Below are 25870 nucleotides of genomic sequence, written 5' to 3'. Positions count from 1 at the left end.
CATGGATCAGAGCATCATCGACGCCTCCATGCACATACTCATCCACTCCGGCGATGCGCGCCGAGAAACCTACCGGGCCGTGGAGGCCATGGAACGCTCGGACTTCACCGAGGCCACCGCGCTTCTGGACGCCGCCGACGGGTGCATCCGCCAGGCCCACCAGGTCCACACCACGCTTATTCAACAGGAGGCCGATGGTGAGCAGCTCGCCTATGCCGCTCTGTTCTCCCATGCGCAAGACACCCTCATGACCGCCTATAGCGAATTGCGGCTGGTGCGCAGGATCCTTCCCGTATTCCGCTCCCAGGATGAGCGCATCCGCGCGCTGGAGACCGCACTGGAGACAAGGAATGAATGAAATGACTGGCAGTAAGACCGATGCGCTCGATGTACCCGCCGGCTTCCCCAAGGACTTCCTCTGGGGTGGCGCCATCGCCGCGAACCAGGCGGAGGGCGCCTGGCAGGAGGACGGCAAGGGCTGGTGCCTGGCCGACATCAACCTCTACCGGGGTGACCTGCCGCCCGAGAAACGCTCCAACAAGGAGATGACGACCGACCAGGTGCGTTTCCACATGCGCGATACCGCAGGCCGCTATCCCAAGCGCGACGGCATCGACTTCTATCACACCTACGCCGACGACCTGCAACTGCTGGCCGGCACGGGCATGAACGCCTTCCGCACCTCAATCAACTGGGCCCGAATCTTCCCCAACGGGGACGACGCCGAACCCAACGAGGAGGGGCTGGCCTTCTACGAGCGACTCATCGACGAGATCCGCGCCCAGGGTATGGAACCGGTCATCACCCTGTCTCACTACGAGATGCCGGTGAACCTGACCCTGTCCTACACCGGATGGTACAGCCGGGAGACCATCGACTTCTTCGTGCGTTACTGCGAGGCGGTGATGCGACGTCTGGCCGGGAAGGTGCGCTATTGGATCGTCGTCAACCAGATCAACCTGATCACCCACGAGTCCTTCAACCACCTGGGCGTTGCCGCGGACAAGGTGGACAACCTGGAGCAGGCCAAATACCAGGCCGTCCACAATGAAATGGTGGCGGCCGCCAAGGTCACCTCGCTCGGGCACGCAATCGACCCGGACTTCGAGTTCGGCGTCATGCTGTGCCACGGAAACGCCGAGCCGGCCACCTGCAAGCCCGAGGACGTGCTGGCCGCGCTGCAGCAGAACCAGATGGAGTACTTCTTCTCCGACGTGGCCCTGCGCGGCGAATACCCCGGCTATGCCAAGCGGCGGTTGCGCGATCTGGGCATCTGCGTCGAATTCGGCCCGGGGGACGCCCAGGCCCTGCGCGACGGTGTAGCGGACTTCATGAGCTTCTCCTACTACTACACCCGGATCATTGACGCCGAGGCCTGGGCGGGTGGGGACACGGACGGCTTCGCCAACCCGCATCTGCAGGCCTCCGAATGGGGGTGGGCGATCAACCCGACCGGGCTCCGGGTGGCGCTGAATGACTATTGGGACCGCTACCAGAAACCGATCATGATCACCGAGAACGGGCTCGGCTCTAGGGATGTGCTGGAGGCCGATGGCACCGTGCACGATCCCTACCGCATCGACTACCTGCGCCGTCACCTGGAGGCCATGCGGGAGGCGATCGCGGACGGGGTGGATCTGCGCGGCTACTTCGCCTGGGGTCCGATCGACATCGTCTCCTGCTCGTCCTCGGAGATGTCCAAGCGATACGGGTTCATCTACGTCGACCTGGACGACCACGGCCGAGGAACCGGGCGGCGCATTCCCAAGGACTCCTACGCGTGGTACCGGCGGGTGATAGCGAGCAACGGGGAGGATCTCGGCTGAAATCCTCCTGCTCGGGCGGCGGGCGCGACTGGACGTGTGACCGGGCGCGCCCGCCACTTCCGCCGACCTCGGCGGATACTTCTACCGACTTCGACACGTAACGGGCTCTTCCGGTTTGGGGATGTGGTGGTTCGCCGGCCGGGTGGGGTGGCGTGCCGAGACCGGCACACGTGACACGCCGAGACCGGCACTTGTGACATTCCGAGGTGATGGCGCCTTGATGTCCGCGGTGGATCTGACACGACGGTTCGTACACTGGCGCGACGGTTCGTACGTTGTGATCGACGATTCGTACCCTCTCGTGACGGTTCGGCACCCAGAGGTACGTACCGTCGTCGGAAGTGCCGAAGCGTGGGTGCCAAGTGCCGAACCGTCATGCGAAGTGACGAACCGTCACCCGGAGTGCACAGGCGAACACGCCAGATCCGCGCCTGCGCAGCGGCGCACGCGCGCCCAGGCGCGGCACCAGAAGCACTGAGAATCACCGGCAGGCGCCGTCAACGGCCACCGACCCGGTCCAATACCCGCATGATCCCAACGATTCCAACGAATCCTCCCCGCAAGCCAACACCGCCCGCCCGACAACACCTCCGGCCCGGCGAAACGACCTCATCAACCCCAAACCCTCCCGAATGCGGAGGGCCTCGGGACGGCGGGGTCATATTCGGCAGACCCGGTACCCATCGACAACAACCACCACTCCGCAACCCCGACCCCAACCACCACACCCACAAACCGCAAGAGCCGCGTAACTTCCGCCGACCTCGGTGAGGGAGCGCACTCGGGTGGGATGGCCACGCCGGCGGAATACCTCATCGGCTAGGACGGTTGTCCCAGGCACCGGCGGTGCGGGATGCGCCGCCGGGGGACGGCTGGACCGCAGTCGTCCGCACAGCCGCACGATCGCACGACCGCGTGCTCGGCGGACAACACCACCAGCCACCTGAGAACTCGGAAGGAAGCCTCATGGCCCCCAAAGACATCACCGGCGCAGAGTTCAACCAGACCGTACGCGGCGAGGGCATCACCCTCGTCGACTTCTGGGCCTCCTGGTGCGGCCCGTGCCGCCGCTTCGCGCCGGTATTCGAGAAGGCCGCGGAGAACAACCCGGACATCACCTTCGCCAAGGTCGACACCGACGCCGAACGTGATCTAGCCGGCGCCCTGGGCATCTCCTCGATCCCCACGCTGATGGTCTTCCGCGACGACGTGCTCGTCTACCGCGAGCCCGGCGCCCTGCCCGCCTCCGCGCTGGACTCCCTGATCACCCAGGTCCGCGAACTGGACATGGACGAGATCAAGCGCAAGATCGCCGAGGAAGAGGCCGCCGCCCCTGCCGAGGCCTGACCGGCCCGCACCAAGCCCCGGGCAGCCGCCCGGGTGCGCGCTGCCTCCTGCGGATTGAAACCGCCTGGAATGCCGCTGTACAACCGCCCGACGACGTCGCCTCAAGTCGCGTCGTCGGGCGGTTTTTTCAACGCTCTGGGCATTGCGGATCCGCTCAGGTTTCCTCACGAGCGATAAGCCCTACCGTTCGAACCGTCGCGATTGTAAACTTCAAGCCATGAGCAAGCACCAAGTCAAGAACCCAGCCGTCATCCCCGCCTTCACCGCCTCCGAGTCCCTCGCCGCCGACCTGCAGCGCGCCCTGGTGGACATCACCGCGCTCAGCCTCGTCGGCAAGCAGGTCCACTGGAACCTGGTCGGTCCCAACTTCCGCGACCTGCACCTGAACCTGGACGAGGTCGTCGACATCGCCCGCGAGGGCTCCGACGAGCTCGCCGAGCGCATGCGCGCCATCAACGCCTTCCCCGACGGCCGCCCCGGCACCGTCGCCTCGCAGACCACCGTCCCGGAGGCGCCCGAGGGAGCCGTCATCACCGCCGACGCCGTGGACTACATCGTGTCCGCCATCAACGCCGTGGTCACCACTCTGCGTGACATCCACGACGCCGTCGACGAGGCCGACCCCTCCTCCTCCGGCATCCTGGAGGACTACACCCAGCGCCTGGAGCAGCAGAGCTGGTTCCTGTCCGCTCAGAACTACTCCGCCAACTGATCCGGGCTGCGGCGCGAGCCACCGCCAATCGCGCGGCGCCGCGCCTAACCTGAGCGCATGCCGCACGCCCCAACCGCCGACGTCGCCCGCCTGCAACGCCTCACCCGGTACTTCGCCACCGAGGCCGTCCAGGCCGGCGACGTCGCCGCATTCCCGCCGCCCGCCGCCCTCGCCGAGCTCCCGCCCGTGGAGCTGCGGCGGCTGCTGGACGGGCTGCTCACCATCCGCCCGCCCCGCGAGATCCCCGACGACGACGTCCGGGAGGACCTGGACGAGATGCTCGCCGCCGAGGCCGCCCAGCGCGTGCACGACGCCGGTGCCCCCGACGCCCTGAGCCTGCCCACCCTGGCCGCCACTCACGGGGTGACCGGCAGGCTCGGCGAGCACGTCGCCCTGTGGCGCGGCGACCTGACCACCCTGCGCGCCGGCGCGATCGTCAACGCCGCCAACGCGCAGCTGCTGGGCTGCTTCGTCCCCGGGCACACCTGCATCGACAACGTGATCCACGCCGTCGCCGGGCCCTGCCTGCGCGCCGAATGCGCCGCCTACATGGACGCCCGCGACGGCCGCCCGGAGGAGACCGGCCGCGCGCTGCTCACCGCCGGCTACCACCTGCCCGCCGCGCACGTGGTTCACACCGTCGGCCCGATCGTCGACGGCGGCCACCCCACCGACGCCGACCGCGCCCTGCTGGCCTCCAGCTACCGGAGCGTGTTGGACGCGGTGGACGACGCCGGCCTGGACTCCGTGGGCCTGTGCTCGGTGTCCACCGGTGTCTTCGGCTACCCCAAGGACGAGGCCGCACCGCTGGTGCTCGACACCCTCGATGACTGGCTGCGCGGCCACCCCGAATCCGAGTTGCGGATCGTCATCTGCGCCTTCGCCGACGTCGACGTCGCCGCCTACGAGGCCGCGCTCGCCGGCCGGGGCGGGAGCGGGGCTCAGCACTCGTAGGGGCCGGGCATGAGCACCCAGGCGGTTACGTAGACGACCCACATCGGGCCCGGCAGCACCGCCAGGGCCAGCGTTGCCAGCCGCACCAGCGTGGGGTTCACGCCCCAGTACTCGGCCAGTCCGCCGCACACGCCCGCCACCATGCGCCGGTAGGACCGCCGCGGCAGCCGTGCGCGCCACGACTCGGTGCGCTGAGAGAAGTACGGTTCGTGGCCGTAGGGATCGGTCGGACGCTGCTGTGTCATGTTGTCAGCCTGCCCGCCCCGGAACGATTCCGGTATCCGGGACCATCCCGATGCCACCCCGGTTTTGGCAGCTCGGTGGACCCCTTAGGCGCGGTTGGACCGCCCACACGCGGTTGGACCCCTGTAGCCGGCGGCTACCGCGGTCCACCGGGGGAATAGGGGTCCACCGGGGGAATAGCGGTCCAACTGGCTTTAGTTGGGGCGCGCGGAGGCCGCCGCCCGGGCGGCCGCCGGTGCCGCCGCCGCGATGCGCTCTACCTCGGCGTCGCCGTGCGCGGTCGAAACGAACCAGGCCTCGAACACGCTCGGCGGCAGCGCCACCCCGGCGTCGAGGAAGGCGTGGAAGAACGGGGCGAAGCGCCACGTCTCCTGGGCGCGGGCGGCGTCATAGTCGCGTACGCCCTCCGCGGCGGCCGCGGGGCCGAACATGATCGAGAACAGCGAGCCGGAGTACTGCACCCGGTGCGGCACCCCCTCATCCTCCAGGGCGGCGCCGACGATCGCCCCGATCTCGCGGGCGCGGTGCGCGACCGTGGAGTACACGCCATCATCGGCCAGGGCGAGTGTGGCCAGGCCGGCGGCCGTCGCCAGCGGATTCCCGGACAGGGTGCCCGCCTGATAGACGGGACCGAGCGGCGCCAGCAACTCCATCACCTCGGCGCGGCCGCCCACGGCCGCCAGCGGCATGCCGCCCCCGATCACCTTCCCGAAGGTGAACAGGTCCGGCACCCAGGCCGCCCGCTCGCGCCAGTTGGCGTCGTTCCCGTCCGGACCGCCGGGCCAGGAGGGTGAGGGCTGCGTGCGAGCACCCGGATCGACCACCTCCGCCTCCCAGCCGTCGACCGCCTCCAGGCCCCAGAATCCCGCCGGGCCCACCCGGAAGCCGGAGAGCACCTCGTCGGCGATCATCAGGGCGCCGTGCTCCGCCGTCACCCGGCGGATGGCCGCGTTGAAGCCGGGCGCGGGCGGAACCACGCCCATATTCGCCGGCGCCGGCTCGGTGATGACCGCGGCGATCTCCTCCCCGCGGGCGGCGAAGCAAGTCTCCAGGGCGTCCACGTCGTTGTACGGCAGGACCAGCGTTTGCGCGGCCACCGCCTCCGGCACTCCGGCAGAACCCGGAAGCCCGCCCGTGGCCACGCCCGAGCCGGCCGCCGACAGCAGACCGTCGCTGTGACCGTGGTAGCAGCCGGCGAACTTCACCACCAGGTCGCGGCCCGTGGCGCCGCGTGCCAGCCGCACCGCGGTCATGGTCGCCTCGGTGCCGGTGGACACCAGCCGCAGCCGCTCCACCGGCGGCACCCGGCGCCGCACCGCCTCGGCCAACGCGGTCTCCGCGGCAGTGGGCGCCCCGAAGGACAGTCCCCGGACGGCAGCCGCCTGCACCGCCGCCACCACCTCCGGATGGGCGTGGCCGAGCAGCGCCGGCCCCCAGGAACCGACCAGGTCCACGTACTCGCGCCCCTCGGCGTCAGTAACGCGCGCGCCGCGGGCGCTGGTGATGAAGGCGGGCGTGCCGCCCACCGAGCCGAAGGCGCGCACCGGGGAGTCCACGCCGCCGGGGATCACGGCGTGGGCGGCGGCGAACAGGTCGGCATTGGTGGCTGACGGCATATGGGCTCCTGAGCTGGTTGCGGTCTAGGTCGGTTGCCTGGCGGCAGCCTACGGCCTTATTTGGCTCCGCCAAGATGATGAAACTGTCCATCGGTGACCACTTTGAGCCAGTGATCCGCAATGGATCGCGGCAATAATGGCTTAATTCCGGGGAAAACGTGCTCGCTGCCGGGGGTGCGCCCGCGGCCGAATCGTCAAAGTGGGCACCGATGGACACTTTCACCGCTGCGCGTGCAGTCGCTCGGCCACCTCGCGCGCCCAGTAGGTCAGCACGCAGTCCGCGCCGGCGCGCACGATCCCCAGCAGCGACTCCATGATGACGCGCTCGCGGTCGATCCAGCCGTTGGCGGCGGCCGCCTCCACCATCGCGTACTCGCCGCTGACCTGGTAGGCGGCCACCGGCACCGGGCTGGCCGCGGCCACGTCCGCCAGCACGTCCAGGTAGGGGCCGGCCGGCTTGACCATCACCACGTCGGCGCCCTGCTCCACATCCAGCAGCACCTCCCGCAGCCCCTCGCGGCGGTTGGCGGGATCCTGCTGGTAGGTGCGCCGATCACCCTTGAGGGTGGAGCCGACCGCCTCCCGGAACGGCCCGAAGTAGGCGGAGGCGTACTTGGCCGAGTAGGCCAGGATGGTGACGTCGTCATGTCCGGTGGCGTCCAGGGCGGCGCGGATCGCCGCCACCTGCCCGTCCATCATGCCGGAGGGGGAGACCATGTGCGCCCCGGCCTCCGCCTGGGAGACGGCCATCGCCTGGTAGAGGGCGAGCGTGGAGTCGTTGTCGATCTCACCGGCGCGGGGGTCCCCGTCGGGCCGCACCAGACCGCAGTGGCCGTGGGAGGTGAACTCGTCCAGGCAGGTGTCGGCGCACACCACCAGCGCATCCCCGACCTCCGCGCGCACCGCGGCCACCGCCCGGTTGAGGATGCCGTCCTCGGCCCACGCCTGTGAGCCGGTCGCGTCGCGCGTGGCGGGCACCCCGAACAGGTCGATGGCGCCCACGCCCGCCTCGGCGCAGGCGGCGGCCTCCCGCCGGATCGAGTCCAGCGTGTGCTGGACGACGCCGGGCATGGCACCGATCGGGGTGGGCTCACCGATGTCCTCGCGTACGAAGGCCGGCAGGATCAGCTGGGCGGGGTCGATGCGGGTCTCGGCCACCAGCCCGCGCAGGGCCGGCGTGCGCCGCAGGCGCCGGGGGCGGACGGTCGGGATGGCGGGTGCGGGCACGCCCCGCGAGGTGAGCAGGTCGGCGGCCGGGGAGGTGGCGGGGTTGCGCGGGTCGGGCAGGGGCAAGGTGGATGTTGTCTGGGTCATTGCAGCAGCCTCCTCAGGCATGCGGGCGAGTGGTGGAGGATGTGATTTCAGTGTGGTGGATCCGGCAGCGTCGTGGCTAAGGCGTCGCGGATCGCCTCCGGGGTCGGGCGGGCCGCCACCGCGTCCACGCGCACTCCGGCAGCGCGCGCGGCCGCGGCGGTCGGGGCACCGATGGCGACCACACGCGTGGCGGGCGGAGGCGGCCCGACCAGGCCGAGCAGAGCCCTTGTGGAGGAGCCGGCCACCAGCACCACCGCGTCAAAACCGCCGCCCGCCCACTCGGCGGCGAACCCCTCCGGCAGGTCGACGATGCGGACCGGCTCCATGGTGTAGGCGGGCACGGCATCGACCTGCCAGCCGGCCGCGGCCAGGCCTTCCCGCAATACGGGTGAGGACAGCGCCGAACCCGGCAGCAGCAGGCGGCGACCGGATGCGCCCGCCGCGCGGCCGGGGCCCCGGCTCAACTGGGGCAGCTCCAGCAGGGCGGCACCACTGCCCGCAGCGATGAGGTCGGGCTCGCGACCCAGTTGCTCCCGCACGGCTTGGGCCGTGCCCGCCCCGACGACGGCGAGTCCGGTGTGCATGGGCGCGTTGCTCGGCCGCCCGGTGTCACCGGGGGACAGGGCCGCGTCGTCGGCCTTCGCGCGGGCAGGGGTCTTTTCACGGCCGCTCAAGGAGCCCAGGGCGAAGAAGTCCAGGGTGCGCGCCGAGGTCAGCACCACCCAGGCGTAGCGGCCGGCCGCCAGCTGTGCGGCGGCGCGCATGCGGGGCTCGGCCGGCCCGGCGACGGCGCGGGTGACTCCCACGCACAGCACCCGCGCGCCCGCAGCCACCAGTGCGGCGGCGATGGCGTCGCCGGGCTTGGCGCGCGGCAACAGGACGCGCCGCCCGGCCAGAGGGGTGGTTGCGGAGCCCGGCGCGGCGGTCTCCGGGCTCATGGCGCCTCCCGGCGGCCGCGGTCGGGCAGGCTCGCGTGCAGGTCGACCAGCTGTGCGGCGCCCGCCGACAGCAGTGCCTCGGCCACCGCCTCCCCGAGCCCGGCGGGCTCCGCCTGGTCTCCGACTGCCGACTCCCGCAGCAGTCGCGTCCCATCCGCCGCGGCGACGACGGCGTCCAGTCGCAGCCCGCTGCTGCCGTCGGCGCGCGGCGCGGGCACGGCCACCGCCCCCACCGGTGCGGCGCAGCCCGCCTCCAGGCGCCGCATGAGGGCCCGCTCGGCGGCCACCGCCGCATGGGTGACCGGATCGTCCAACTCGGCCAGGGCGGCGGCCAGCGCCGCGGCCAGGCCCGGGTCGCGGCCGGCTCCGCTCACAAGGGGTTCCACGCCGGCTGCGACGCCGCTCGGGTCTGCTCCGGCCCCGGCTTCGTCCCGCGTCTCCAGGGCCAGCGCGCCCTGCGCGGGTGCCGGCACCATGATGGGCGCCGGGTCGGCCGGGTCAACGACGCCCGTTCCCGCAATTTCGGTCTGGGGCAGCGCGAGCGGCTGGGTCGCGTAGCCGTCCAGACCCAGGCGGCGCAGACCCGCCAGCGCCAGCACCACGGCGTCCAGGTCGGGTTCGCGCACCGCGCCGAGTGGGCCGTCCGCACCCACCACCGCTCCAACCACCCGCGACAGCCGCGTGGGCACGTTCCCGCGCACGGGCACAACCTCCAGGTCGGGGCGCACGGCCAACAACTGTGCGCCGCGCCGCGGCGAACCGGTGCCGACTCGCGCCCCACGGGGCAGGTCCGCGAGGGTGCGCCCGTCCGCCGTGCACAGGGCGTCACGCGGGTCCTCGCGGGCCGGCACCGCCGCCATGCGCAGGCCCGGCACCGCGGCGGTGGGCAGGTCCTTGCAGGAGTGCACCGCCAGGTCGCAGACGCCCGCCAGCAGCGCCTCACGCAGCGCCGCCGCAAACACGCCTACGCCGCCCAGCCGCGTCAGCGGGGTGGCGTCCACGTCACCGCGGGTGCGGATTTGGACCAGCTCCACCTCCAGGTCGGCGCCGATCCGCCGGGAGGCCGCGGCCAGCGCCCGCGCCACCTGGGTGGACTGGGCGACCGCCAGCGCCGAGCCGCGGGTGCCCAGGCGCACCGTCCGCGCCGCCGGCACACCCGCCCCGATCGTGGTGCCGGCGTTCATACGCGCCCCTCCGGTGTGACGACGCGGCTCGTACTGTCCGCTCCCGCGAGCGCGGCCGCCTGCTCCCGGGCGTGGGCGACGACGGCGGCGATACCCGTCCCGGCCACCCACGCCCCGGTGACCGCCAAGCCCTCCAGCGGGGCGACCTCGGCCAGCAGGCGCCGGGTGCGCTCGCGGTAGGCGGGTGTCACCGGCGGCAGCGTCCCGTCCCAGCGCACCAGCATCGAGTCGATCACGTCGGCCCGGGGAATGCGCACCCCGGTCAGCACGGCGACGTCGTTGAGAACATCGTCCAGTTCCACCTGCGGGCGCGGCTCACCCGGCCGCCCGTAGGACAGCCGCAGCGCATGTACCTCGTCCTGCTCGGGGGCCGCCCCGCCGTGCAGGCGCCGCAGCTCCTCCCCGATCCACGGCCACTTGACCGACAGGTGCGACAGCGCCTTCGCCCGCACCGGCACCTGCCCGGGCGCGGCCGGGGCCACCAGCAGGCCGGAGCCGACCGGCGCGCCCCTCAGCTCCGGGGCGCGAGCCACCAGGGTGAAGCGCGCGATCGGCGAGCCGACCGGCACCTCCAACGCGGTGTCCACGCCCGGCGCACCCGCCAGCAGCCGCAGCGCAGCAGTCGCCGAGCAGGCCAGCATCACCCGCCGTGTGCGCACCACCTGCTCCGGCCCGGCGGCCACCGGCTCGGCCGACGGCGTCGCCCCCCGGGTGGTGGGGGCGATCCCCACCTCCCAGCCGTCGTCGGCCGGGCGCAGCCACTGGGCGCCGGTGCGGGTGAGTACCCGCCCGCCTGCCGCCTCGATCGCCGCCCGCAGGGCGTCGGTCAGGCGGAACAGGCCGCCCGCGACCGTCACGTCCGCGGCGCCGCCGCCGCGCCGCCGGGCTCGCCGCCGCTCCAGCATTTCGCCGACGGCGGCCTGCAACGAGCCCAGCCGGGCGGTGGCCTGACGCAGGCCGGGCGCCACCGTGTCGGCGGCCAGGTCGGCCGGGTCGGCGGTGTGAATGCCGGCCACGATCGGCCGCACCAGCCGGTCCAACACCGCCTCGCCCATGCGGGTGCGCACGAATGCGGCCAGGTCGGCCGGGTCCTGCGGGGAAGTGCCCACCGATCCAGCGAGCTCGGCGTCGCGGGCCGCCCGGGCGGCCCCGTCGGCTCCGATGACGGCGACGACGTCGTCGGCCAGTGGATCGGCGGGAATGCCCAGGTAGGAGTCGCGCAGGAAGCGATGCAGGCGCCAGCCGCGCGCCGGGTCCGGCTCGGCGCCGGGTCCGGCGTCGGCGCCGCCAAGGGGCGGCAGGAACAGGCGTGCCCCGCCGCCTGAGGGCCCGACTACCTCCAGTCCGAGTGTGTCGACCATTTGTGTGATCGCGTCGCCGCGGATGACGAAGCCCTCCGCCCCCAGGTCCATGCGCACCCCGCCGATGGCGCCGCCGGCCACGAGCCCGCCGGTGTAACCGCGCGCCTCGATCAGCAGCGGCCGCAGCCCGGCGCGCGTCAGCTCCCAGGCGGCCGCCAGCCCGCCGATGCCGCCGCCGACCACCAGGGCGTCGTATGTGACCGGTGTCTGCTGCGAATAGCTCATGCCTGACCATCCCATCCCGCCAATGCGGTGCGTTCCCAACTCTGCGAGCCGTGCACGCGCGCCACCACCCGGGTGAGCACGTCCGGGTCCGTGTGCGGCGGCACCCCGTGGCCGAGGTTGAACACGTGGCCGGGCGCGGCCCGGCCCGCCTCCAGGCAGGCGTCCACGCCCCGCGCCAGCACCTGCCACGGGGCCCCCAGCAGCGCCGGGTCCAGGTTGCCCTGCACCGGGCGGTCCCCGACCTGCCGGCCGGCCTGAGCCAGGTCGGCGCACTGGTCCACGCCGACGGCGTCTGCCCCGGTGCGGTGCAGTTCGGGCAGGAGGTGGCCGGCGCGGGTGGCGAAGTGGATTGCGGGGGCCACCCGCCCGGTGGTGGGGGAGACCGCCTCGCGGGCAACGTCCAGGGCGAGTGCCGAGTAGGGGGCGACCTTTTCCCGGTAGTCGGCGGCGGGCAGGACACCGGCCCAGGAGTCGAACAGCTGCACGGCGGCCGCGCCCGCGCGCACCTGCGTGGCCATGAATGCGCCGGTCAGGTGCGCGGCCCAGGTCATGAGCCGGTCCCAGGCGTCCGGGTCGGCGTGCATGAGCGTGCGGGCGGCCAGGTGGTCGCGCGACGGGCACCCCTCGGCCAGGTAGGCGACCAGGGTGAACGGCGCCCCGCCGAAGCCGAGCAGCGGCGTCCAGCCGGCCCCGCCCCGCGATTCGGCCAGGCCCGCCCGGGCCCGGGGGGACAGTGCGCCCGGCGCGGAGTCGGCCGGCCGTTCTGGAGTGCCCAGTTCGGCTACGACGCCGCGGGCGGCCGCCTCCACGGCCGCCACCCCGGCGGCGCCGTCGAGCGCCACGCCGTCGGCGCCGGTTCCCGCCCGTTCGGCCTCCCCGTAGCGGCGGGACACCAGGCGGCGCACCTGGGCGGCGTCGCGCACCGGGGTGTCCAGCAAGGGGCCGACCCCGGGCTCGATGCGCACCTCCACGCCCGCCAGCCGCAGCGGCACCATGATGTCGGAGAAGAGGACGGCGGCGTCCACCCCGTGACGCCGCACCGGCTGCACGGTGGCCAGCGCCGCCAGCTCGGGCCGCAGGCACGCGTCCAGCATGGACGCCCCCGCCTGGGCGCGCAGCACCCGATACTCCGGCAGCGAGCGCCCCGCCTGCCGCATGAACCACACGGGTGTGCGCGTCGGCCGCCGGCCGGCCAGCGCCTCCAGCAGGGCCGGCCGGTGCTCATCGCCGCCGCGCGCCCCGGCGGAATTCCGCACGGAAATTGTCACGAAATGGTCCTCGTCCTCGCGGAAATGACGCGACGTGGCGTTGCTAAGCAACCCCTAACAAAATGGCTCGGCCGGTCGGTCGAACATTCCCGCAATCACTATTCTCGGCTGGAATGGCGCGGTTTCTCCCGTATCGGACGGGTCGTCGGAAAGGTTTTCTGACGGCCCGTCGGAATAGGGGGCGGCCGTGCCGGTGATAATTGTGCCCCGAACGGCATCCAATGCTTAACTACCACCCGCTGTGACGATTCATCTCCTCTCCGCCGACCACCGCACCCAGGGCCTCGACGCGGTCGCCCGCCTGGGCGCCACCGCCGCGCACCTCGGCCCCGACCTGATGGGCGCCGTCCCCGCGCTGCGCGGCGTCATCGTCCTGGGCACCTGCAACCGGCTCGCCCTCCTGCTCGACGCGCCCGAGGCCGTCGCCGCGGACGGCCTGCGCCGACAGGTGACGGACGGCCTGGCCCGGCGCGCGGATCTGCGCGCCGACGCCGTCGACCTGACCGCCTGGTGCGGCACGGACGCCGTCTCCCAGCTGTTCGCGACCGCCGCCGGACTGGAGTCCATGGTGGTGGGTGAGCGTGAGATCGCCGGGCAGCTGCGCCGCGCCATGCGGGTCGCCGCCGAGGAGGACACCCTGTCGACGGACCTCACCCGCGCCGTCGAGCACGCCTCCACGACCTCCCGCCGCGTCGCCCACGAGACCGGCCTGGCCGGTAACGGCCGCTCCGTCGTCGCCGTCGGTATCGACCTGGCGGCGCGCCACCTGCCGCCGCTGCCGGGCGTGCGGGTCCTGATCGTCGGCACCGGCGCCTATGCGGGCGCCACCGTCACCGCCCTGCGTCGCCGCTGTGTCACCGACATCGCCGTCTACTCCCGCTCCGACCGGGCGCAGGCCTTCGCCGTAGGCCGGGGCCTGCGGGCCGTCGCCGACGTCGAGCTCCCCGGTGCGCTGGAGGCGGCCGACCTGGTCATCACCTGCCGGGGCCTGGGTGCGCCCGTGCTCACCCGGCAGCTCGTGGCCCCCGCCGTCGCCGGGCGCGGGCGGGTCTCCGACGCCGCTGCCGCCGAGGCGACCGGCCGGCGCCCCCTGGTGGTGCTCGACCTGGCGCTGACCCGCGACGTGGAGGTGGCGGTCGGCTCCCTGCCCGGCGTGAAGCTGATCGACCTGCCCAGCGTGCAGCGCGCCGTGCCCGCGGCCGAGGCGCGGCAGGTCGACGCCGCCCGCCGCATCGTCGACGAGGAGACCGCCCTGTTCGAACGCATGCTGTGCGGCCGGCGCATGGACCCGGTCGTGTGCTCCCTGCGCAGTCACGTCGCGGAACTGGTGGAGGAGGAGGTCGCCCGCCTGCGCGTGGTCGACGGCCGTGTGGACGCCGGTGACGCCGCCCGCGCCCTGCACCACCTGGCCGCCCGCATGCTGCACCATCCCACGGTCGCCGCCCGCGCCGCCGCCGAGGCCGGCCGCGGCCAGGACTACCTCGACGCCCTCAACCTGCTGCTGGGTGTAGAAATCGCCGCGGACCTGCGCGAAGCCGCGACCCCGGGAGAGGCTCGATGAGCCCCACCGCCGTCGATCCGCTCGCCCCCTACGACGCCGTCCTGCTGCTGTCCTACGGCGGCCCCGAGGGCCCCGACGACGTACTGCCCTTCATGCGCAACGCCACCGCCGGCCGGGGCGTGCCCGACTCCCGGCTGCGCGAGGTCTCCGGCCACTACGGCCGCTGGGACGGCGTCTCCCCGATCAACGCCCGCAACGCCGAACTCCTGGATACGTTGCGCGCCGAGCTGGCCGCCCGCGGGAGCCGGGTGCCCGTGGTGATCGGCAACCGCAACTGGCACCCCTTCGTCTCCGAGGCCCTGCGCGAGCTCGCCGACGGCGGTGCCCGCCGCATCCTGGCCCTCACCACCGCCGCCTACGCCTCCTACTCCGGCTGCCGCCAGTACCGGGAGGACGTCGCCGGTGCGCTGGCGCTGCTGGCCGTCGGCGCCGACGGGGCCACCGGGCGCGGCCGGGAGGCGGACGCGGCCGCCCGCGTCGGCGGCGCCGGGGGCGGGCCGGTGGAGCTGGTGGTGGACAAGACCCGCCCCTTCTACAACACGCCGGGCATGCTGGCCGCCAACACCGACGCCATCGTCACCGCCTTCAACCAGTTGGTGGCCGACGGCGTGAGCGCCGACGGCATCCGGCTGGTGCTGGTCACCCACTCCATCCCGGAGTCCATGGAGCGCCTGTCCGCGCCCACCGCCGAGGAACGCGCCTCGGGAGGGAGTGCTATCGGAGGGGCCGGAGAGGTCTCCGAAGGCGTGGCGGGGCTGGCGGGAGCGCCGCGAGGAACGAGCGGCGCGGATGGTAGCCGAGGAGAGCTCTCCGGCCCCTCCCGCGAGTCCTGGGGGACCGGGGAGGCCCCCGAAGGCGTGGCGGGGCTGGCGGGAGCGCCGCGAGGAACGAGCGGCGCGGATGGTAGCCGAGGGGGGCTCCCCCACCCTTCCCTCCCTGAGCCCGGCGTTGCCGCGGACCTGTCCACCGAGATCTCCTACGTCGCCCAGCACGAGCGCCTGGCCGCGGTGCTGCTGGACGCCGTCGCCGCCCGCCTGGGCAGGCGCCCGCAGGCGGACCTGGTCTACTGCTCCCGCTCCGGCCCGCCCCAGGCCCGCTGGCTGGAGCCCGACGTCAACGATCACCTCGAGGCACTGGCCGCCGGGCGCCTGACCGACGGGCGGGCTGTGGCGGTGCCGGCGGGCGTCGTCGTCGCCCCCATCGGCTTCGTGGCCGACCACATGGAGGTCGTTTTCGACCTGGACACCGAGGCCCGCGATACCGCCGCACACCTGGGCCTGCCCTACGTGCGCGCGGCCACGGCCGGCACGCACCCTGAGTTCGTGGCTTCCCTGGCCGACGTGCTCGCCGAGCGGGCCGCCGTCGCCCGGGGCGAGGACGTGCGCCCCGAGTCCACCACCGGCACCGGTCCCTTCCACACCGTCTGCCCTCCCACCTGCTGTCGGCCCGCCGCCCGGCCCGCCGGGCACCCGAGCGGAAAACACTCCCAAACCACCACCCACCAGTAATCGACGAAGGAGACACCATGAGCGACCACGAGAACTCTCACCCCGAAGTCGACTCCGGTCAGGGCGCCCCGCGCCTGCACCGTTTCGAGGATGAGGAGCGCCGCCCCTTCCACGACCCGCGCGACGCCGCCGAGGTCGACTTCGACGCCGTCAACAACAACAATCACTACGCCCTGTTCGCCGTCTACCGGTTGGCGGCGCCGCTGCCGCCGCTGGAGGACACGCGCCGTCGCCTGGTGGGGGAGTCCACCCACTTCGTGGACGTATCCGAGGTGACCACGCGCGGCTGGTACGACGTGGCCGGCTTCCGCTCCGACGCCGACCTGATGGTCTGGTGGCTCGACGACGACCCGGAGAAGCTGCAGGACGCCAACCACCGGCTGCGCGCCAGCGCCCTGGGCCGCTACCTGGAGCCGGTGTGGTCCTGCATGGGCCTGCACACGCCCGCCGAGTTCAACCGCAAGCACATCCCCGCCTGCTTCGGCGGTGTGGCGCCGCGCGATTGGTGCATGGTCTACCCCTTCGTGCGCAGCTACGACTGGTACCTGCTGGCGCCCGAGGAGCGCTCGCGGATCATGGCCGCCCACGGCCGCAACGGCTTCTCCAAGTACCCCGACGTCAAGGGCTCCACGCTCGCCGCCTTCGGCATGAGCGACTACGAGTGGGTGCTCGGCTTCGAGGCCGACTCCCTGGACCGCCTGGAAGGGGTCATCCACCGCCAGCGCTACACGGAGGCCCGCCTGCACGTGCGCGTGGACACCCCCTTCTACACCGGCTGCCGCGTCAGCCCCCACGAGTGGGCCGAACGCCAGCCCCGCGCATGAGCACCGCCACGCGCCCCCGCACCGCCCGGCCGGTGCGCATGCCGCACCACGACCCGGCGCAGCGCCCCATGCTGGTGACCTGGGAGTCCACCCGCGCCTGCCAGTTGGCCTGCCGCCACTGCCGGGCCGTCTCCCGGCCCCTGCGCGACCCCCGCGAGCTGACCACCGCCGAGGCCAAGGCCCTCATGGATGAGGCCGCCTCCTTCGGCAAGCCGGCGGTCATCTTCATCATCACCGGCGGGGACTGCTTCGAACGCCCCGACCTGGCTGAGCTGGTCGCCTACGGCAGTGGCCTGGGCCTGCACATGGCCGTGTCCCCCTCCGGCACGGACAAGCTGAATAAGCAGTCCCTGGCCCGCATTCAGGACGCGGGCGCCGGGGTCATCTCCCTGTCGCTCGACGGCGCCACCGCCGCCACCCACGATGCCTTCCGCGGCGTGGAGCGCACCTTCGACCGCACCGTCGCCGGCTGGCAGGCGGCCCGCGAACTGGGCATGAAGGTGCAGATCAACTCCGTCGTCGCCCGCCACAACGTCCACGAGCTGCCGGACATCGCCGCGCTCGTGCGCGAGTACGGGGCGATGACCTGGTCCGGGTTCCTGCTGGTGCCCACGGGCCGTGGGGTGGACCTGGGCAGCCTGGACGCCGCCGAGATCGAGGACGTGCTCAACATCTTCTACGACATGGGCGAGGCGGTGCCCGCCAAGACCACCGAGGGGCACCACTTCCGGCGCGTCTCCCTGCAGCGCTACGCGCTGGCGCAGCGGGGCATCGAGGGTGAGGACATGATCGCCGCCATGCACCTGGGGCCGCTGTATCGCAGCCTGCGGGAGCGGATCGTGGAGCTGGGCCTGGACCACGGCGAGCGGCGGCGTCGGCCCCCGATCACCGTCTCCAGTGGCAACGGCTTCATGTTCATCTCCCACATCGGCGACGTCACCCCCTCCGGCTTCCTGGAGAAGAGCGCCGGCAACGTGCGCGAGGCCTCCCTGACGGAGATCTACCGCAACAGCGAGGTCTTCACCGGGGTGCGGGACACCTCCCGGCTCAAGGGCAAGTGCGGGGCCTGCGAGTACAACCGTGTGTGCGGCGGCTCGCGGGCGCGGGCCTTCAACAGCACCGGGGACCTGCACGCGGAGGAGCCCCTGTGCGCCTACCAGCCCGGCTCCTTCCCCTACCCCGAGGACGTGAAGGCGCTGCTGAGCGCGCCCGCGCGTTCGGGACGACCCGCCTGAACGCATGCCGGTGCCGATGAGCGCGGGGGCGGGGGAGCCCGCTAGCTCGCGGACCTCGGTGCCTCGCGCACGCCTTCCCCGTCCATCACGAGCTTTTGCACCCTGGTGTGCGGCAATTTCCCACACACCAGGGTGCAAAAGCTCGTAGCAGAGGGCGGGGGCGCTATCGTGCGAAGGAGTCGGCCAAGGGCGGGAAGCCGGCCCAAGGACGGGAGGACGCATGCCCCTGGAACTCGTATTCGATCGCGTGGGCTTCGCCTACGGCGGCACACGCGAGCGCGTCATCTACCGGGACGTTGCCTGTCGGCTCGCGGCCGGGCGGCTGTACGCGGTGATGGGGCCCTCTGGTTCGGGTAAGACCACCCTGTTCCGCCTGATTACCGGCGAGCTCGAACCGGATACCGGAACGATCGAGCTGGCGGGCACCGGCGGTGCCCGGCGCGTGTCCCAGGTCTACCAGGACTACCGGCTGGTCCCGTACCTGACCGCGGTCGAGAACGTGAAACTGGCACAGGAGTTCGCCTCCGCGGGTGGCGGCGTCGGTACCTTCCCCGACGCCGCCGCACTGCTGGACAAGCTCGGGCTCGCCGGGCAGGCCAACGCCGCAGTGGGTAGCCTCTCGGGCGGTGAGCAGCAGCGGGTGGCCATCGCCCGCGCACTGGCTACCGCCCCGCAGGTCCTGCTCGCCGACGAGCCGACCGGCGCGGTCGACGAGCAGGCCACGAGGGAGATTGCCCGGCGCTTCGCCGACCTGGCCCACGACGACGGCCTGCTGGTGCTGGTAGCCACGCATGACCCGGTGGTGGCCGAGTATGCCGACGTGGTGCTGCGCATCCACGACCACGACCTCGTAGCCGAACCTTCCTCGGTGGGCGCCATGACGGGCGGGGCCCAGCGGTGACCCGTCTGCAGTTGCGGGTCATTACCCGCTCGGTGCGTGCGCATCCGGGACTGTTTGCCGCGGCACTGCTGCTATCCGGCGTGCTGGCGCTGTTCGGCTCCCTGCTGCTGAGCGGCAGGGCCACCTTCCTGGCCACGGTGGAGGCCGGGGCGCGCGCCGAATTCGGCGGCTACCGCTACCAGGTCAGCGGCGACAGCGACGAGCTGTCCGAGCGCATGCGCGCGCTGGCGGACGAAGGCCAGGCGGCGGCCGTGCTGCGCATCAGCGCAGCCCTGAGCGGGCCGCAGGCCGTCTCCGATGCGCAGGTGTCCGTGCTGAGTGGGCCCTCCCGCACCGGCGTGCTCGCGCAGGGCGTCTATCCGCGCGCCGACGGCGAGGCCTCCATTTCCGCAGAGGTCGCACGGCGCACGGGCCTGAGCGTGGGCGACCGCCTGGAATTGACTTCGGAGGATCTTCCCGAAGGCACAGCCGAGTACACGGTTACCGGCATTACCCGCAATCCCGCCGCGCCGGATGAGCCCACGGCCGTCGCGGTATCCGGCGAGGTCCTGGATGCCGGCGCGGCGATCTCCTCCTGGCTCAGTGACGCCGACCCGTGCGAACAGATCGGGGTGGGTAAGCAGTGTGGTAGCGGTGCGGTAACGGTAGCTGGGGTCGACTATGCCGTTCGGTCTGCCGTGCAGGAGGTCAGTTCCCGGCAACTGGCCGGGTTCCCGGTGCTGTTGGCGCTACTGCTGCTGAGCGCCGGCGCCGCCTGCGGCGCCGCCCTGGCCGCGGATCGGCCCCATGCCGGTCGCGTCGCCGGGGCGCTGCGGGCCGCGGGGGCGACGCCACAGCGTGCAACGGTGCTGGCCGGCGCGGGCATGCCGCTGACACTCCTTGTGGGCAGCGTTCTCGGGATCATCGCCGCCCAGGTGTCCCTCGGCGTCGGCCACGGGGCCATTGGCACGGCGCTAGGACAGTACTGGGACGGCTACCGTCCGGCATTGTGGCAGAGCGGAGGCCTGATCCTGGCCTGGCTGCTGCTCGCCGCCGCGGTGGGGGCACTGCCGGACCGGCTGCGCCGCTGGTCAGCCGACACCAGGGGTGCGGCCTGGCACCTACGCCCCGCTTACGGGGTGGCGCTGGGCGCGGTGGGCGTGATCGCGGCGGTGGTGCTCGTCTACCTGCGCGTCGCCGAGCCCCACCGCGTGCTGACCGGCCACATCCTGGGTGTGATCGTGGGGGCGCTGGCAGCCCCGGTGCTGCTGCTCAGCCTGCCGTGGCTGCGGCGCACGCCCACCGCGAGCACGGCCGTGCGCCACTGCCTCACGGTGGCACTGCCCGTGCTCATGGCCACCATGATGTTCACCGGCTTCGCCGCCTTCTACAGTGCGAGCCTCCACTTCGCTAACGGGACCGATGGGCGAGAGGATCAGACGCTGACGGTGGAGAGACTGACCGCGCAGGACGTCGCCGTGCTCACCGCCGCGTACCCGCAGGCCATGGAGTCGGCCATGGTATTCACCGAGTTGCGCGAGGACGAGCGGCAGCCGCGGGTGGCCCCGGTGGGAGAGTCGGACTGCACCGACGCCATGTGCTTCACCGCCCTGGGGCTCATTGCCCTCGCGCCTGAGGATGGGCCCGCCTCCGCGCTGGCCGGCACGGCGGCAGCCGAGTTGCTGGGCGGCGGTGCCGAAGACAGGGCGACGCGCGTCTTCTTCACTCCGGTCACGGACCAGGTGGAGGAGACCGCCGAGGTGACGGGGCTGTCCCCGTCGAATCTGCTGGACAGCCAGTGGCTGCCCGACGTGGTGCTCGCCGCCGACGACCCGCAGGTGGAGGCGCTGGGGCTGGAGCCATCGAACGTGCGCACGATCCACCTGCCGGAATTCGGCTCCCTGCCCGACGATGAGCGTGATGCCTTCCGCAGCGACGTCATCACCCGCGCCGGCTACGCCTTTGTAATCGAGCCGGACTCGCCGGAGCAGCGCCAGCTGATGCGGCAGGCCCTCGCCCTGCCGGTCGCGGCGAGCCTGGTGGCGGTGATCGGCCAGGGGCTGGCGGCGATCACCTTCCTGGGGCGGCTGCGGTCCGTGCGCCTGCAGGCGCGGGACTACGGCGTCGGCAGGCGCGGCCAGTGCGCCCTGGCGGTGCCACTGGGCCTGAGCGTGGTGGCGTGCACGACCGTGGCGGCTCTGCTCGGCCGCTTCGGGGCGCAACCTGCGCTGATAATGAACAATCCCCTGGTGACCGGCTCCTTCGGCTGGTGGTGGGCCATGCCCATCGCGGCGTCGGCGGCGGTGGCCGTCGGCCTGCTGGTGGCCGCGGCCCGCACGCCCCGCAGCCAGGGCGACGATTAAGCGGGCGCCTCGCACACGCCTTCCCTGTCCATTCAGAGCGCGTTGGCGGGGCTTGGCGAGGTGAGCCCGCTAGCTTGCGGACCTCGGCGCCTCGCGCACCTTGGCCAGCCATGGGCAGCGGCGTCGCAGTAGGTGCTCGAAGCGCGCATGCATGGTGATCACGGCCGCCGGGCAGTCGCGGCAGGCGCCCTCCAGGGCCACCTCGACGACGCCGTCGGCCACCTTCTGCACGGTGAAGGAGCCGCCGTGGGCCGCGGCGATCGCCCCCACCGTCCCGGCGGCGATCTCCCGGGCCGCCGCCTCCAGGGCCGCGTCCGGCCCCACCCCGACGGCGCCCGCCGCCGGCTCCCACGCCCCGGGCGCGCCGAGCGCGTTCACCAGGGCGGTGCGCACCCGGGCGCCGTCGTCCCGCCAGCTGCGGCCCTCGCCCAGGAGCGTGAGTACCGCCCCGGGCACCGCCTCAATGCCGGCCAGGGTGCCGTCGTCGAGCAGGGTCTGCAGCAGGCGCGGGGCGCGGGCCACGGTCCCGGAGAAGTCCAGCAGCCCGTCGGGGATCACCCAACGCAGCACGGCCGGGTCTGGGGTCGCCACGGGATGCGTGGGGACGACGCTCATGGCGGCTCCTTTCGGTGGGTTGGCGTGCGGCTGGACGATCCTGCCGTGCCGGATCGCTGCACCCTGGTCTCCCCGCGTACGGCTTACTCCGGTGCAAAGCGCAGGGTGGCGCTGCGTGATGGCGGCAAGAGTCGCATTTGTAGGTAGTTCGACAGTACCTGCTCACCACCAACGCGGAACGCCGCAGACAGACGCGCCTCGCGCAGTTCAGACACGTTCACGTGCTGCCAATCGATAGGGTGACCCGCACGTGTCGCGAGTCGGTCGATGTAGGCACTCTGTGAGCGGGTGTTGCCGTCGCGGAACGGATGACAGAATGTCAGCGTCCCCCAGCGATCCGCGAGCCTGTCAGCAAACTCCTTCTCTGGAAGACCTACCAGATAGTCTTCTTCCGCAAGCCGATCGAACAACGCATCAAGATACGGCTTGTAGAATTCCGATGGTGCGTACTGGAACGGCGTACCGCCCGCTCCAACCTCGTCTCCTACCTTCCGCAGTTCGCCCGCCCAATCCAGTACCGGGCTCATGAAACGCCGATGAATCGAGCGAAGATAATCAAGGTCGAGCCGATCAGGGATCGGCTCGAGCTGCAAAATCGCCCACTCCGCCGAGGCACTGATGTTCATCGCCCGATCGACACCGGCCTGCGTGATCAACCCAAGCTTGTTGCGGAGTACTCCTCCGCTTCCAGGGATCGTGTAGCGGTCGTCCTCAGCCACGGCCGGTAGCACACTCGTTCGCGCCAAGTTGCGCCAACGCATCCCGAACTTCTGCGCGCGCCGCCTCCGGCGACAGCTCGCCCGTCAGGATCCGGCGCGCGCGCCCCATGTCCTCCTCATCCGGGAAGTGACCAGCGAGCTGCTGGCCCTTCTCGATCAACGCGAGCGACTGCTCAACATCAACAATCGGGACAGTCTTGACAACCATCTCGAGGCTCCTCTCCTGCGCCCAGGCTACCGTCTTGAGTACAAGGGGTAAAGGACGAGTCCGGGCAGTTTCGGTGCGGCGGATGTGCGGCCTGGCCGCGCGGGCTGAACCGATCTCAGTACGTAGCTTCTACCGATCTCGGCGAGGGGGGCGGGGCCGGTGGCGCCGGTTCCGGGTCAAATGAGGGCGGCCACCACGGCGTGGGCGGCGGCCCCGGCCACCCACGCGAGCACGAACAGGTAGCCGTATGCGATCGCCGACCACTTCCAGGTGCCGGTCTCGCGGCGTATCGCCCCGGCGGTAGCCATGCACTGCATGGCGAAGACGAAGAAGGCCAGCACCGCCGCGACCGTCGCCGGGTTGAACAGGGGCTCGCCGGCGTGGGCCACCAGCGTGTCCTCGGAGTAGGTCATGGCCGCCAGCTGCGCACCCGGCTCCTCCGGGTCCCCGGCGGCGGCGATCTGCCCGAGTGTGGCCACCGCCGTCTCCCGGGCCACCAGGGACGACATGACCGCCACGTTGATCCGCCAGTCGAAGCCCAGCGGCTCGAACACCGGCTGAATCGCCTTGCCAATGGATGCCGCCAGCGAGGAGTCCATGGTGTAGCTGGTGCGTTGGGCGTCCAGCAGCGCCTGCAGCTCCTCGGGGTCGGTTACGACCGCGCCGTCGTCGTCCAGGACCGTGGAGGAGGCGGGGTCGGCCACGGCGGCGGCGATCGGCGCGCACTCGGCGCTGGTGTCGCAGTGGGCGGTGAACTCCGCCTCCGAGCGGGCGGGCACGTTCAGCCCCACCCACACCAGGATGGTGGCCGCCAGGATGATGGTGCCCGCCTTCTTCAGGAAGCCCTTGCATGCGTCCCACACCATTAGGGCCACCGTGCGGGCGCGCGGCAGCCGGTAGGGCGGCATCTCCATGTAGAAGGGCAGCAGCACGCCGTCCCGGTCGGTCAGGCGCTTGACCACCCGGGCGGCCAGCATGGCCGCGACCGCCCCCGCCAGGTACAGGCCGAACATGATCGTGCCCGCCGCCCCGAACGGGCCAATGCGCTGGCCGGGGTCGACCAGCAGGGAGATCATGATGATGTAGACGGGCAGGCGCGCCGAGCAGGTCATCAGCGGCGCCGCCAGCATGGTGGCCAGACGGTCCTTGGCGCTGGGCAGCGTGCGGGTGGCCATGATGCCGGGGATGGCGCACGCCAGCGACGACAGCAGCGCCACGAAGGCGCGCCCCTCCAACCCCGCCCGGCTCATCACCCGGTCCATGAGGAAAGCGGCGCGCGACATGTACCCCACGCCCTCCATCAGGGCGATCAGCAGGAACATGATGGCGATCTGCGGCAGGAACACCAGCACCCCGCCGACGCCGCCGATCACGCCGTCGGCCAGCAGCCCCGCCAGCAGCGGCGCGGGGGCGTCGAGCCAGGTGTGGACGGCGTCGGCCAGGAGCCCGAAGCCGGCCTCGATGGCGTCCTGGAAGGGAGCGGCCCAGGTGAAGATGGCCTGGAAGAAGGTGAACATGACCGCGAAGAACACCAGCGTGCCCCACAGCGGGTGCAGCAGCACCCGGTCGACGGCGGCGGTGCGTGAGTCGGGCACGGGGGCGGTGTAGTCGGCGGCGGCGAGGATCGATTCCACCCAGGAGGTGCGCTCCGGGCCGCTGGTCGGTGGCGCGATGGGGGCGCGCGACCAGTCACGCCAGGCGGCGAGCGTGCGGCGCAGCTGCGGGATGCCGGTGGTGCGGTTGCCGATCACCCGCACCGCGGGCACGCCGAGCGCGTTGCCCAACGCCTCGACGTCGAGCCGGCCGCCGCGGCGAGTCAGCTCGTCGGTCATGGTGACTGCGAGCGCGGTGGGCAGGCCCAGGGCGAGGGCCTGTGCGACGAAGCCCAGGGAGCGGGACAGGGTGGTGGCGTCGACGACGACCAGCAGCGCGTCGGGCGGGGCGACGTCGTGGCAGTGGCCGGTCAGGACGTCGTGCACGACCCGCTCGTCGGGGCTGATGGGCTCCAGTGAGTAGGCGCCCGGCAGGTCCTCCAGGGCGAGGGTGAGCGGGGCGGAGCCGGTCTCGGCGGCGGAGAGCTCCAGGGCACCCAGGGAGCGGGAGACCGTGACGCCCGGATAGTTGCCGGTCTTGGCGCGCAGGCCGGTGAGCGTGTTGTAGATGGAGGTCTTGCCCGCGTTGGGGGCGCCCGCCAGGGCGATGCGGGCGGCGGCGTCGACCGGGGCGGAGGACGCGGAACCGTGGCAGGAGGGTTCGTGGCAGGAGGGCATGTCGATGGGCGTACCTGTCTGGCCCGGGGCCGTTGTGGTTTCGACGGCGGTGCTCATACGGCGGTCTCCGGTGCGGCGGGTGCTTGTGAGGCGGGCTCCGATGGAGAAGCGGGCGCGGAGGCGGGCGCCAGGACCTCCACGGACACCAGTGCGGCGTCGCGCCGGCGCAGGCTGAGCTCATAGTCGGCGACGTGGTAGACGGTCGGGTCGCCCAGGGGGGCGCGGCGGCCCACTGCGACCTCGCGGCCGGGCTCGAAGCCGAGGTCCGCCAGCCGCCGGGCGAGGGCCTCGCCGCGATCGGCGGAGACGGCGGTGATGCGGGCGCGCGTGCCACGAGGCAGGGTGGGCAGGGAGACGACCGAGGCTGCGGGCCCAGATGATGTTGTGCTGGCCGTGGTCGGTGCGGCCATGTCTGGCTCCTTGGTCTTGGTGACGCTCACGGTGCGGGGCAGTAGGTGCCGATCGGCCGTGCTGACCGGGCGGGTCGCGGTGTCGAGCGGGCGCTGGCGCCCGCTTGCCGAGTCAAAGATAGGCTGAGGTAAGCATCAGCGGAAATCCTGTGACCGGGGCCATGCCTGGATGTGTGCCTGTAGGTAGCGCCGGGGATTTCGTTGTGGTGGCTGCTTTGGTGGTCTCGCGGTGAAATGTGGCGAGCGTCACGGGTATGGACCTGGCGTGGGTGTTATGGGGTCGTTACCG

General features: G+C 72.2%; 23 protein-coding genes. 11 read left to right on the top strand and 12 right to left on the bottom strand.

Going from position 1 to position 25870, the window contains the following annotated elements:
- The first annotated feature begins 1 nt into the window (after position 1).
- From DRB06_RS01315 to DRB06_RS01295, 5 genes are all read left to right on the top strand, one after another.
- Complete coding sequence (locus tag DRB06_RS01315; RefSeq protein WP_108969196.1) at positions 2-358, top strand: PTS lactose/cellobiose transporter subunit IIA; 357 nt, start codon at positions 2-4, stop codon at positions 356-358.
- A 1-nt stretch (position 359) separates the two neighbouring features.
- Entirely contained in the window at positions 360-1826 is a 1467-nt protein-coding gene (locus DRB06_RS01310; protein WP_111818941.1) for a glycoside hydrolase family 1 protein, read from the top strand.
- A 966-nt stretch (positions 1827-2792) separates the two neighbouring features.
- A complete protein-coding gene (gene trxA / locus DRB06_RS01305) occupies positions 2793-3173 on the top strand; it encodes a thioredoxin (RefSeq protein ID WP_111818940.1) in 381 nt (126 codons plus the stop codon).
- A 217-nt stretch (positions 3174-3390) separates the two neighbouring features.
- The gene (locus tag DRB06_RS01300; protein ID WP_073333842.1) at positions 3391-3885 is read left to right on the top strand and encodes a Dps family protein; all 495 of its coding nucleotides are present in this window, start codon (positions 3391-3393) and stop codon (positions 3883-3885) included.
- A gap of 57 nt (positions 3886-3942) precedes the next feature.
- Positions 3943-4839: a macro domain-containing protein gene (locus DRB06_RS01295; protein WP_111818939.1), complete on the top strand. Its 897-nt coding sequence runs from the start codon at positions 3943-3945 to the stop codon at positions 4837-4839.
- Here DRB06_RS01295 and DRB06_RS01290 read toward each other — a convergent pair.
- The 7 genes from DRB06_RS01290 to DRB06_RS01260 form a co-directional block, all read right to left on the bottom strand.
- The gene (locus tag DRB06_RS01290) at positions 4827-5084 is read right to left on the bottom strand and encodes a PspC domain-containing protein (RefSeq protein ID WP_111818938.1); all 258 of its coding nucleotides are present in this window, start codon (positions 5082-5084) and stop codon (positions 4827-4829) included. The genes DRB06_RS01295 and DRB06_RS01290 overlap by 13 nt on opposite strands.
- Before the next feature lie 192 nt (positions 5085-5276).
- Positions 5277-6698 (bottom strand): glutamate-1-semialdehyde 2,1-aminomutase, encoded by a 1422-nt coding sequence (locus DRB06_RS01285; RefSeq protein ID WP_111818937.1) that lies wholly within the window; start codon positions 6696-6698, stop codon positions 5277-5279.
- Between the two features lie 219 nt (positions 6699-6917).
- Positions 6918-8012, bottom strand: coding sequence for a porphobilinogen synthase (gene hemB, locus DRB06_RS01280; RefSeq protein WP_108969183.1), 1095 nt, complete (start codon positions 8010-8012; stop codon positions 6918-6920).
- A 47-nt stretch (positions 8013-8059) separates the two neighbouring features.
- Positions 8060-8950, bottom strand: a complete 891-nt coding sequence (locus DRB06_RS01275; protein WP_111818936.1) for a uroporphyrinogen-III synthase — start codon at positions 8948-8950, stop codon at positions 8060-8062.
- Positions 8947-10134, bottom strand: a complete 1188-nt coding sequence (gene hemC / locus DRB06_RS01270) for a hydroxymethylbilane synthase (RefSeq protein ID WP_111818935.1) — start codon at positions 10132-10134, stop codon at positions 8947-8949. The genes DRB06_RS01275 and hemC overlap by 4 nt, the downstream gene beginning before the upstream one ends.
- Entirely contained in the window at positions 10131-11720 is a 1590-nt protein-coding gene (locus tag DRB06_RS01265) for an NAD(P)/FAD-dependent oxidoreductase (RefSeq protein ID WP_111818934.1), read from the bottom strand. Before DRB06_RS01265 ends, hemC begins: the two co-directional genes overlap by 4 nt.
- Positions 11717-12988 (bottom strand): uroporphyrinogen decarboxylase, encoded by a 1272-nt coding sequence (locus tag DRB06_RS01260; RefSeq protein ID WP_258522102.1) that lies wholly within the window; start codon positions 12986-12988, stop codon positions 11717-11719. The genes DRB06_RS01265 and DRB06_RS01260 overlap by 4 nt, the downstream gene beginning before the upstream one ends.
- Positions 12989-13229: 241 nt before the next feature.
- Between DRB06_RS01260 and DRB06_RS01255 the strand changes: the two genes are divergently transcribed.
- From DRB06_RS01255 to DRB06_RS01225, 6 genes are all read left to right on the top strand, one after another.
- Positions 13230-14549 (top strand): glutamyl-tRNA reductase, encoded by a 1320-nt coding sequence (locus tag DRB06_RS01255; RefSeq protein ID WP_111818933.1) that lies wholly within the window; start codon positions 13230-13232, stop codon positions 14547-14549.
- The gene (locus DRB06_RS16455; protein WP_258522101.1) at positions 14546-16057 is read left to right on the top strand and encodes a ferrochelatase; all 1512 of its coding nucleotides are present in this window, start codon (positions 14546-14548) and stop codon (positions 16055-16057) included. The genes DRB06_RS01255 and DRB06_RS16455 overlap by 4 nt, the downstream gene beginning before the upstream one ends.
- A 17-nt stretch (positions 16058-16074) precedes the next feature.
- Entirely contained in the window at positions 16075-16881 is an 807-nt protein-coding gene (gene hemQ, locus DRB06_RS01240; protein ID WP_108969171.1) for a hydrogen peroxide-dependent heme synthase, read from the top strand.
- Complete coding sequence (locus DRB06_RS01235) at positions 16878-18116, top strand: TIGR04053 family radical SAM/SPASM domain-containing protein (RefSeq protein WP_234415958.1); 1239 nt, start codon at positions 16878-16880, stop codon at positions 18114-18116. Before hemQ ends, DRB06_RS01235 begins: the two co-directional genes overlap by 4 nt.
- 220 nt (positions 18117-18336) lie before the next feature.
- A complete protein-coding gene (locus DRB06_RS01230) occupies positions 18337-19017 on the top strand; it encodes an ATP-binding cassette domain-containing protein (protein ID WP_108969168.1) in 681 nt (226 codons plus the stop codon).
- The gene (locus DRB06_RS01225; protein ID WP_111818932.1) at positions 19014-21359 is read left to right on the top strand and encodes a hypothetical protein; all 2346 of its coding nucleotides are present in this window, start codon (positions 19014-19016) and stop codon (positions 21357-21359) included. The genes DRB06_RS01230 and DRB06_RS01225 overlap by 4 nt, the downstream gene beginning before the upstream one ends.
- A gap of 69 nt (positions 21360-21428) precedes the next feature.
- Here DRB06_RS01225 and DRB06_RS01220 read toward each other — a convergent pair whose 3' ends face one another.
- From DRB06_RS01220 to DRB06_RS01200, 5 genes are all read right to left on the bottom strand, one after another.
- Complete coding sequence (locus DRB06_RS01220; RefSeq protein ID WP_111818931.1) at positions 21429-21974, bottom strand: NifU family protein; 546 nt, start codon at positions 21972-21974, stop codon at positions 21429-21431.
- A gap of 83 nt (positions 21975-22057) precedes the next feature.
- On the bottom strand, positions 22058-22693 hold the full coding sequence (locus DRB06_RS01215; RefSeq protein ID WP_108969161.1) for a Fic family protein: 636 nt from the start codon (positions 22691-22693) through the stop codon (positions 22058-22060).
- Complete coding sequence (locus DRB06_RS01210; protein WP_073333878.1) at positions 22686-22901, bottom strand: hypothetical protein; 216 nt, start codon at positions 22899-22901, stop codon at positions 22686-22688. The genes DRB06_RS01215 and DRB06_RS01210 overlap by 8 nt, the downstream gene beginning before the upstream one ends.
- A gap of 176 nt (positions 22902-23077) precedes the next feature.
- On the bottom strand, positions 23078-25228 hold the full coding sequence (locus DRB06_RS01205) for a ferrous iron transporter B (RefSeq protein ID WP_111818930.1): 2151 nt from the start codon (positions 25226-25228) through the stop codon (positions 23078-23080).
- The gene (locus tag DRB06_RS01200) at positions 25225-25581 is read right to left on the bottom strand and encodes a FeoA family protein (RefSeq protein WP_111818929.1); all 357 of its coding nucleotides are present in this window, start codon (positions 25579-25581) and stop codon (positions 25225-25227) included. Before DRB06_RS01200 ends, DRB06_RS01205 begins: the two co-directional genes overlap by 4 nt.
- Positions 25582-25870: the final 289 nt, after the last annotated feature.

Origin of the sequence: Actinomyces sp. Z5 (genome assembly GCF_003287795.1) — a bacterium.
GTDB lineage: Bacteria > Actinomycetota > Actinomycetes > Actinomycetales > Actinomycetaceae > Actinomyces > Actinomyces glycerinitolerans.
This window is presented reverse-complemented; position numbering and strand designations above follow the sequence as displayed.

Excerpts from the sequence above, each read along its gene's own strand:
- trxA (WP_111818940.1), top strand. The coding sequence starts at position 2,793 with ATGGCCCCCAAAGACATCACCGGCGCAGAGTTCAACCAGACCGTACGC.
- DRB06_RS01295 (WP_111818939.1), top strand. The coding sequence starts at position 3,943 with ATGCCGCACGCCCCAACCGCCGACGTCGCCCGCCTGCAACGCCTCACC.
- DRB06_RS01315 (WP_108969196.1), top strand. The coding sequence starts at position 2 with ATGGATCAGAGCATCATCGACGCCTCCATGCACATACTCATCCACTCC.
- DRB06_RS01205 (WP_111818930.1), bottom strand. The coding sequence starts at position 25,228 with ATGAGCACCGCCGTCGAAACCACAACGGCCCCGGGCCAGACAGGTACG.
- DRB06_RS01290 (WP_111818938.1), bottom strand. The coding sequence starts at position 5,084 with ATGACACAGCAGCGTCCGACCGATCCCTACGGCCACGAACCGTACTTC.
- DRB06_RS01265 (WP_111818934.1), bottom strand. The coding sequence starts at position 11,720 with ATGAGCTATTCGCAGCAGACACCGGTCACATACGACGCCCTGGTGGTC.
- DRB06_RS01210 (WP_073333878.1), bottom strand. The coding sequence starts at position 22,901 with ATGGTTGTCAAGACTGTCCCGATTGTTGATGTTGAGCAGTCGCTCGCG.
- DRB06_RS01235 (WP_234415958.1), top strand. The coding sequence starts at position 16,878 with ATGAGCACCGCCACGCGCCCCCGCACCGCCCGGCCGGTGCGCATGCCG.
- DRB06_RS01310 (WP_111818941.1), top strand. The coding sequence starts at position 360 with ATGACTGGCAGTAAGACCGATGCGCTCGATGTACCCGCCGGCTTCCCC.
- DRB06_RS01220 (WP_111818931.1), bottom strand. The coding sequence starts at position 21,974 with ATGAGCGTCGTCCCCACGCATCCCGTGGCGACCCCAGACCCGGCCGTG.
- hemC (WP_111818935.1), bottom strand. The coding sequence starts at position 10,134 with ATGAACGCCGGCACCACGATCGGGGCGGGTGTGCCGGCGGCGCGGACG.
- DRB06_RS01230 (WP_108969168.1), top strand. The coding sequence starts at position 18,337 with ATGCCCCTGGAACTCGTATTCGATCGCGTGGGCTTCGCCTACGGCGGC.
- DRB06_RS01300 (WP_073333842.1), top strand. The coding sequence starts at position 3,391 with ATGAGCAAGCACCAAGTCAAGAACCCAGCCGTCATCCCCGCCTTCACC.
- DRB06_RS01200 (WP_111818929.1), bottom strand. The coding sequence starts at position 25,581 with ATGGCCGCACCGACCACGGCCAGCACAACATCATCTGGGCCCGCAGCC.
- DRB06_RS01285 (WP_111818937.1), bottom strand. The coding sequence starts at position 6,698 with ATGCCGTCAGCCACCAATGCCGACCTGTTCGCCGCCGCCCACGCCGTG.
- hemQ (WP_108969171.1), top strand. The coding sequence starts at position 16,075 with ATGAGCGACCACGAGAACTCTCACCCCGAAGTCGACTCCGGTCAGGGC.
- DRB06_RS01275 (WP_111818936.1), bottom strand. The coding sequence starts at position 8,950 with ATGAGCCCGGAGACCGCCGCGCCGGGCTCCGCAACCACCCCTCTGGCC.
- hemB (WP_108969183.1), bottom strand. The coding sequence starts at position 8,012 with ATGACCCAGACAACATCCACCTTGCCCCTGCCCGACCCGCGCAACCCC.
- DRB06_RS16455 (WP_258522101.1), top strand. The coding sequence starts at position 14,546 with ATGAGCCCCACCGCCGTCGATCCGCTCGCCCCCTACGACGCCGTCCTG.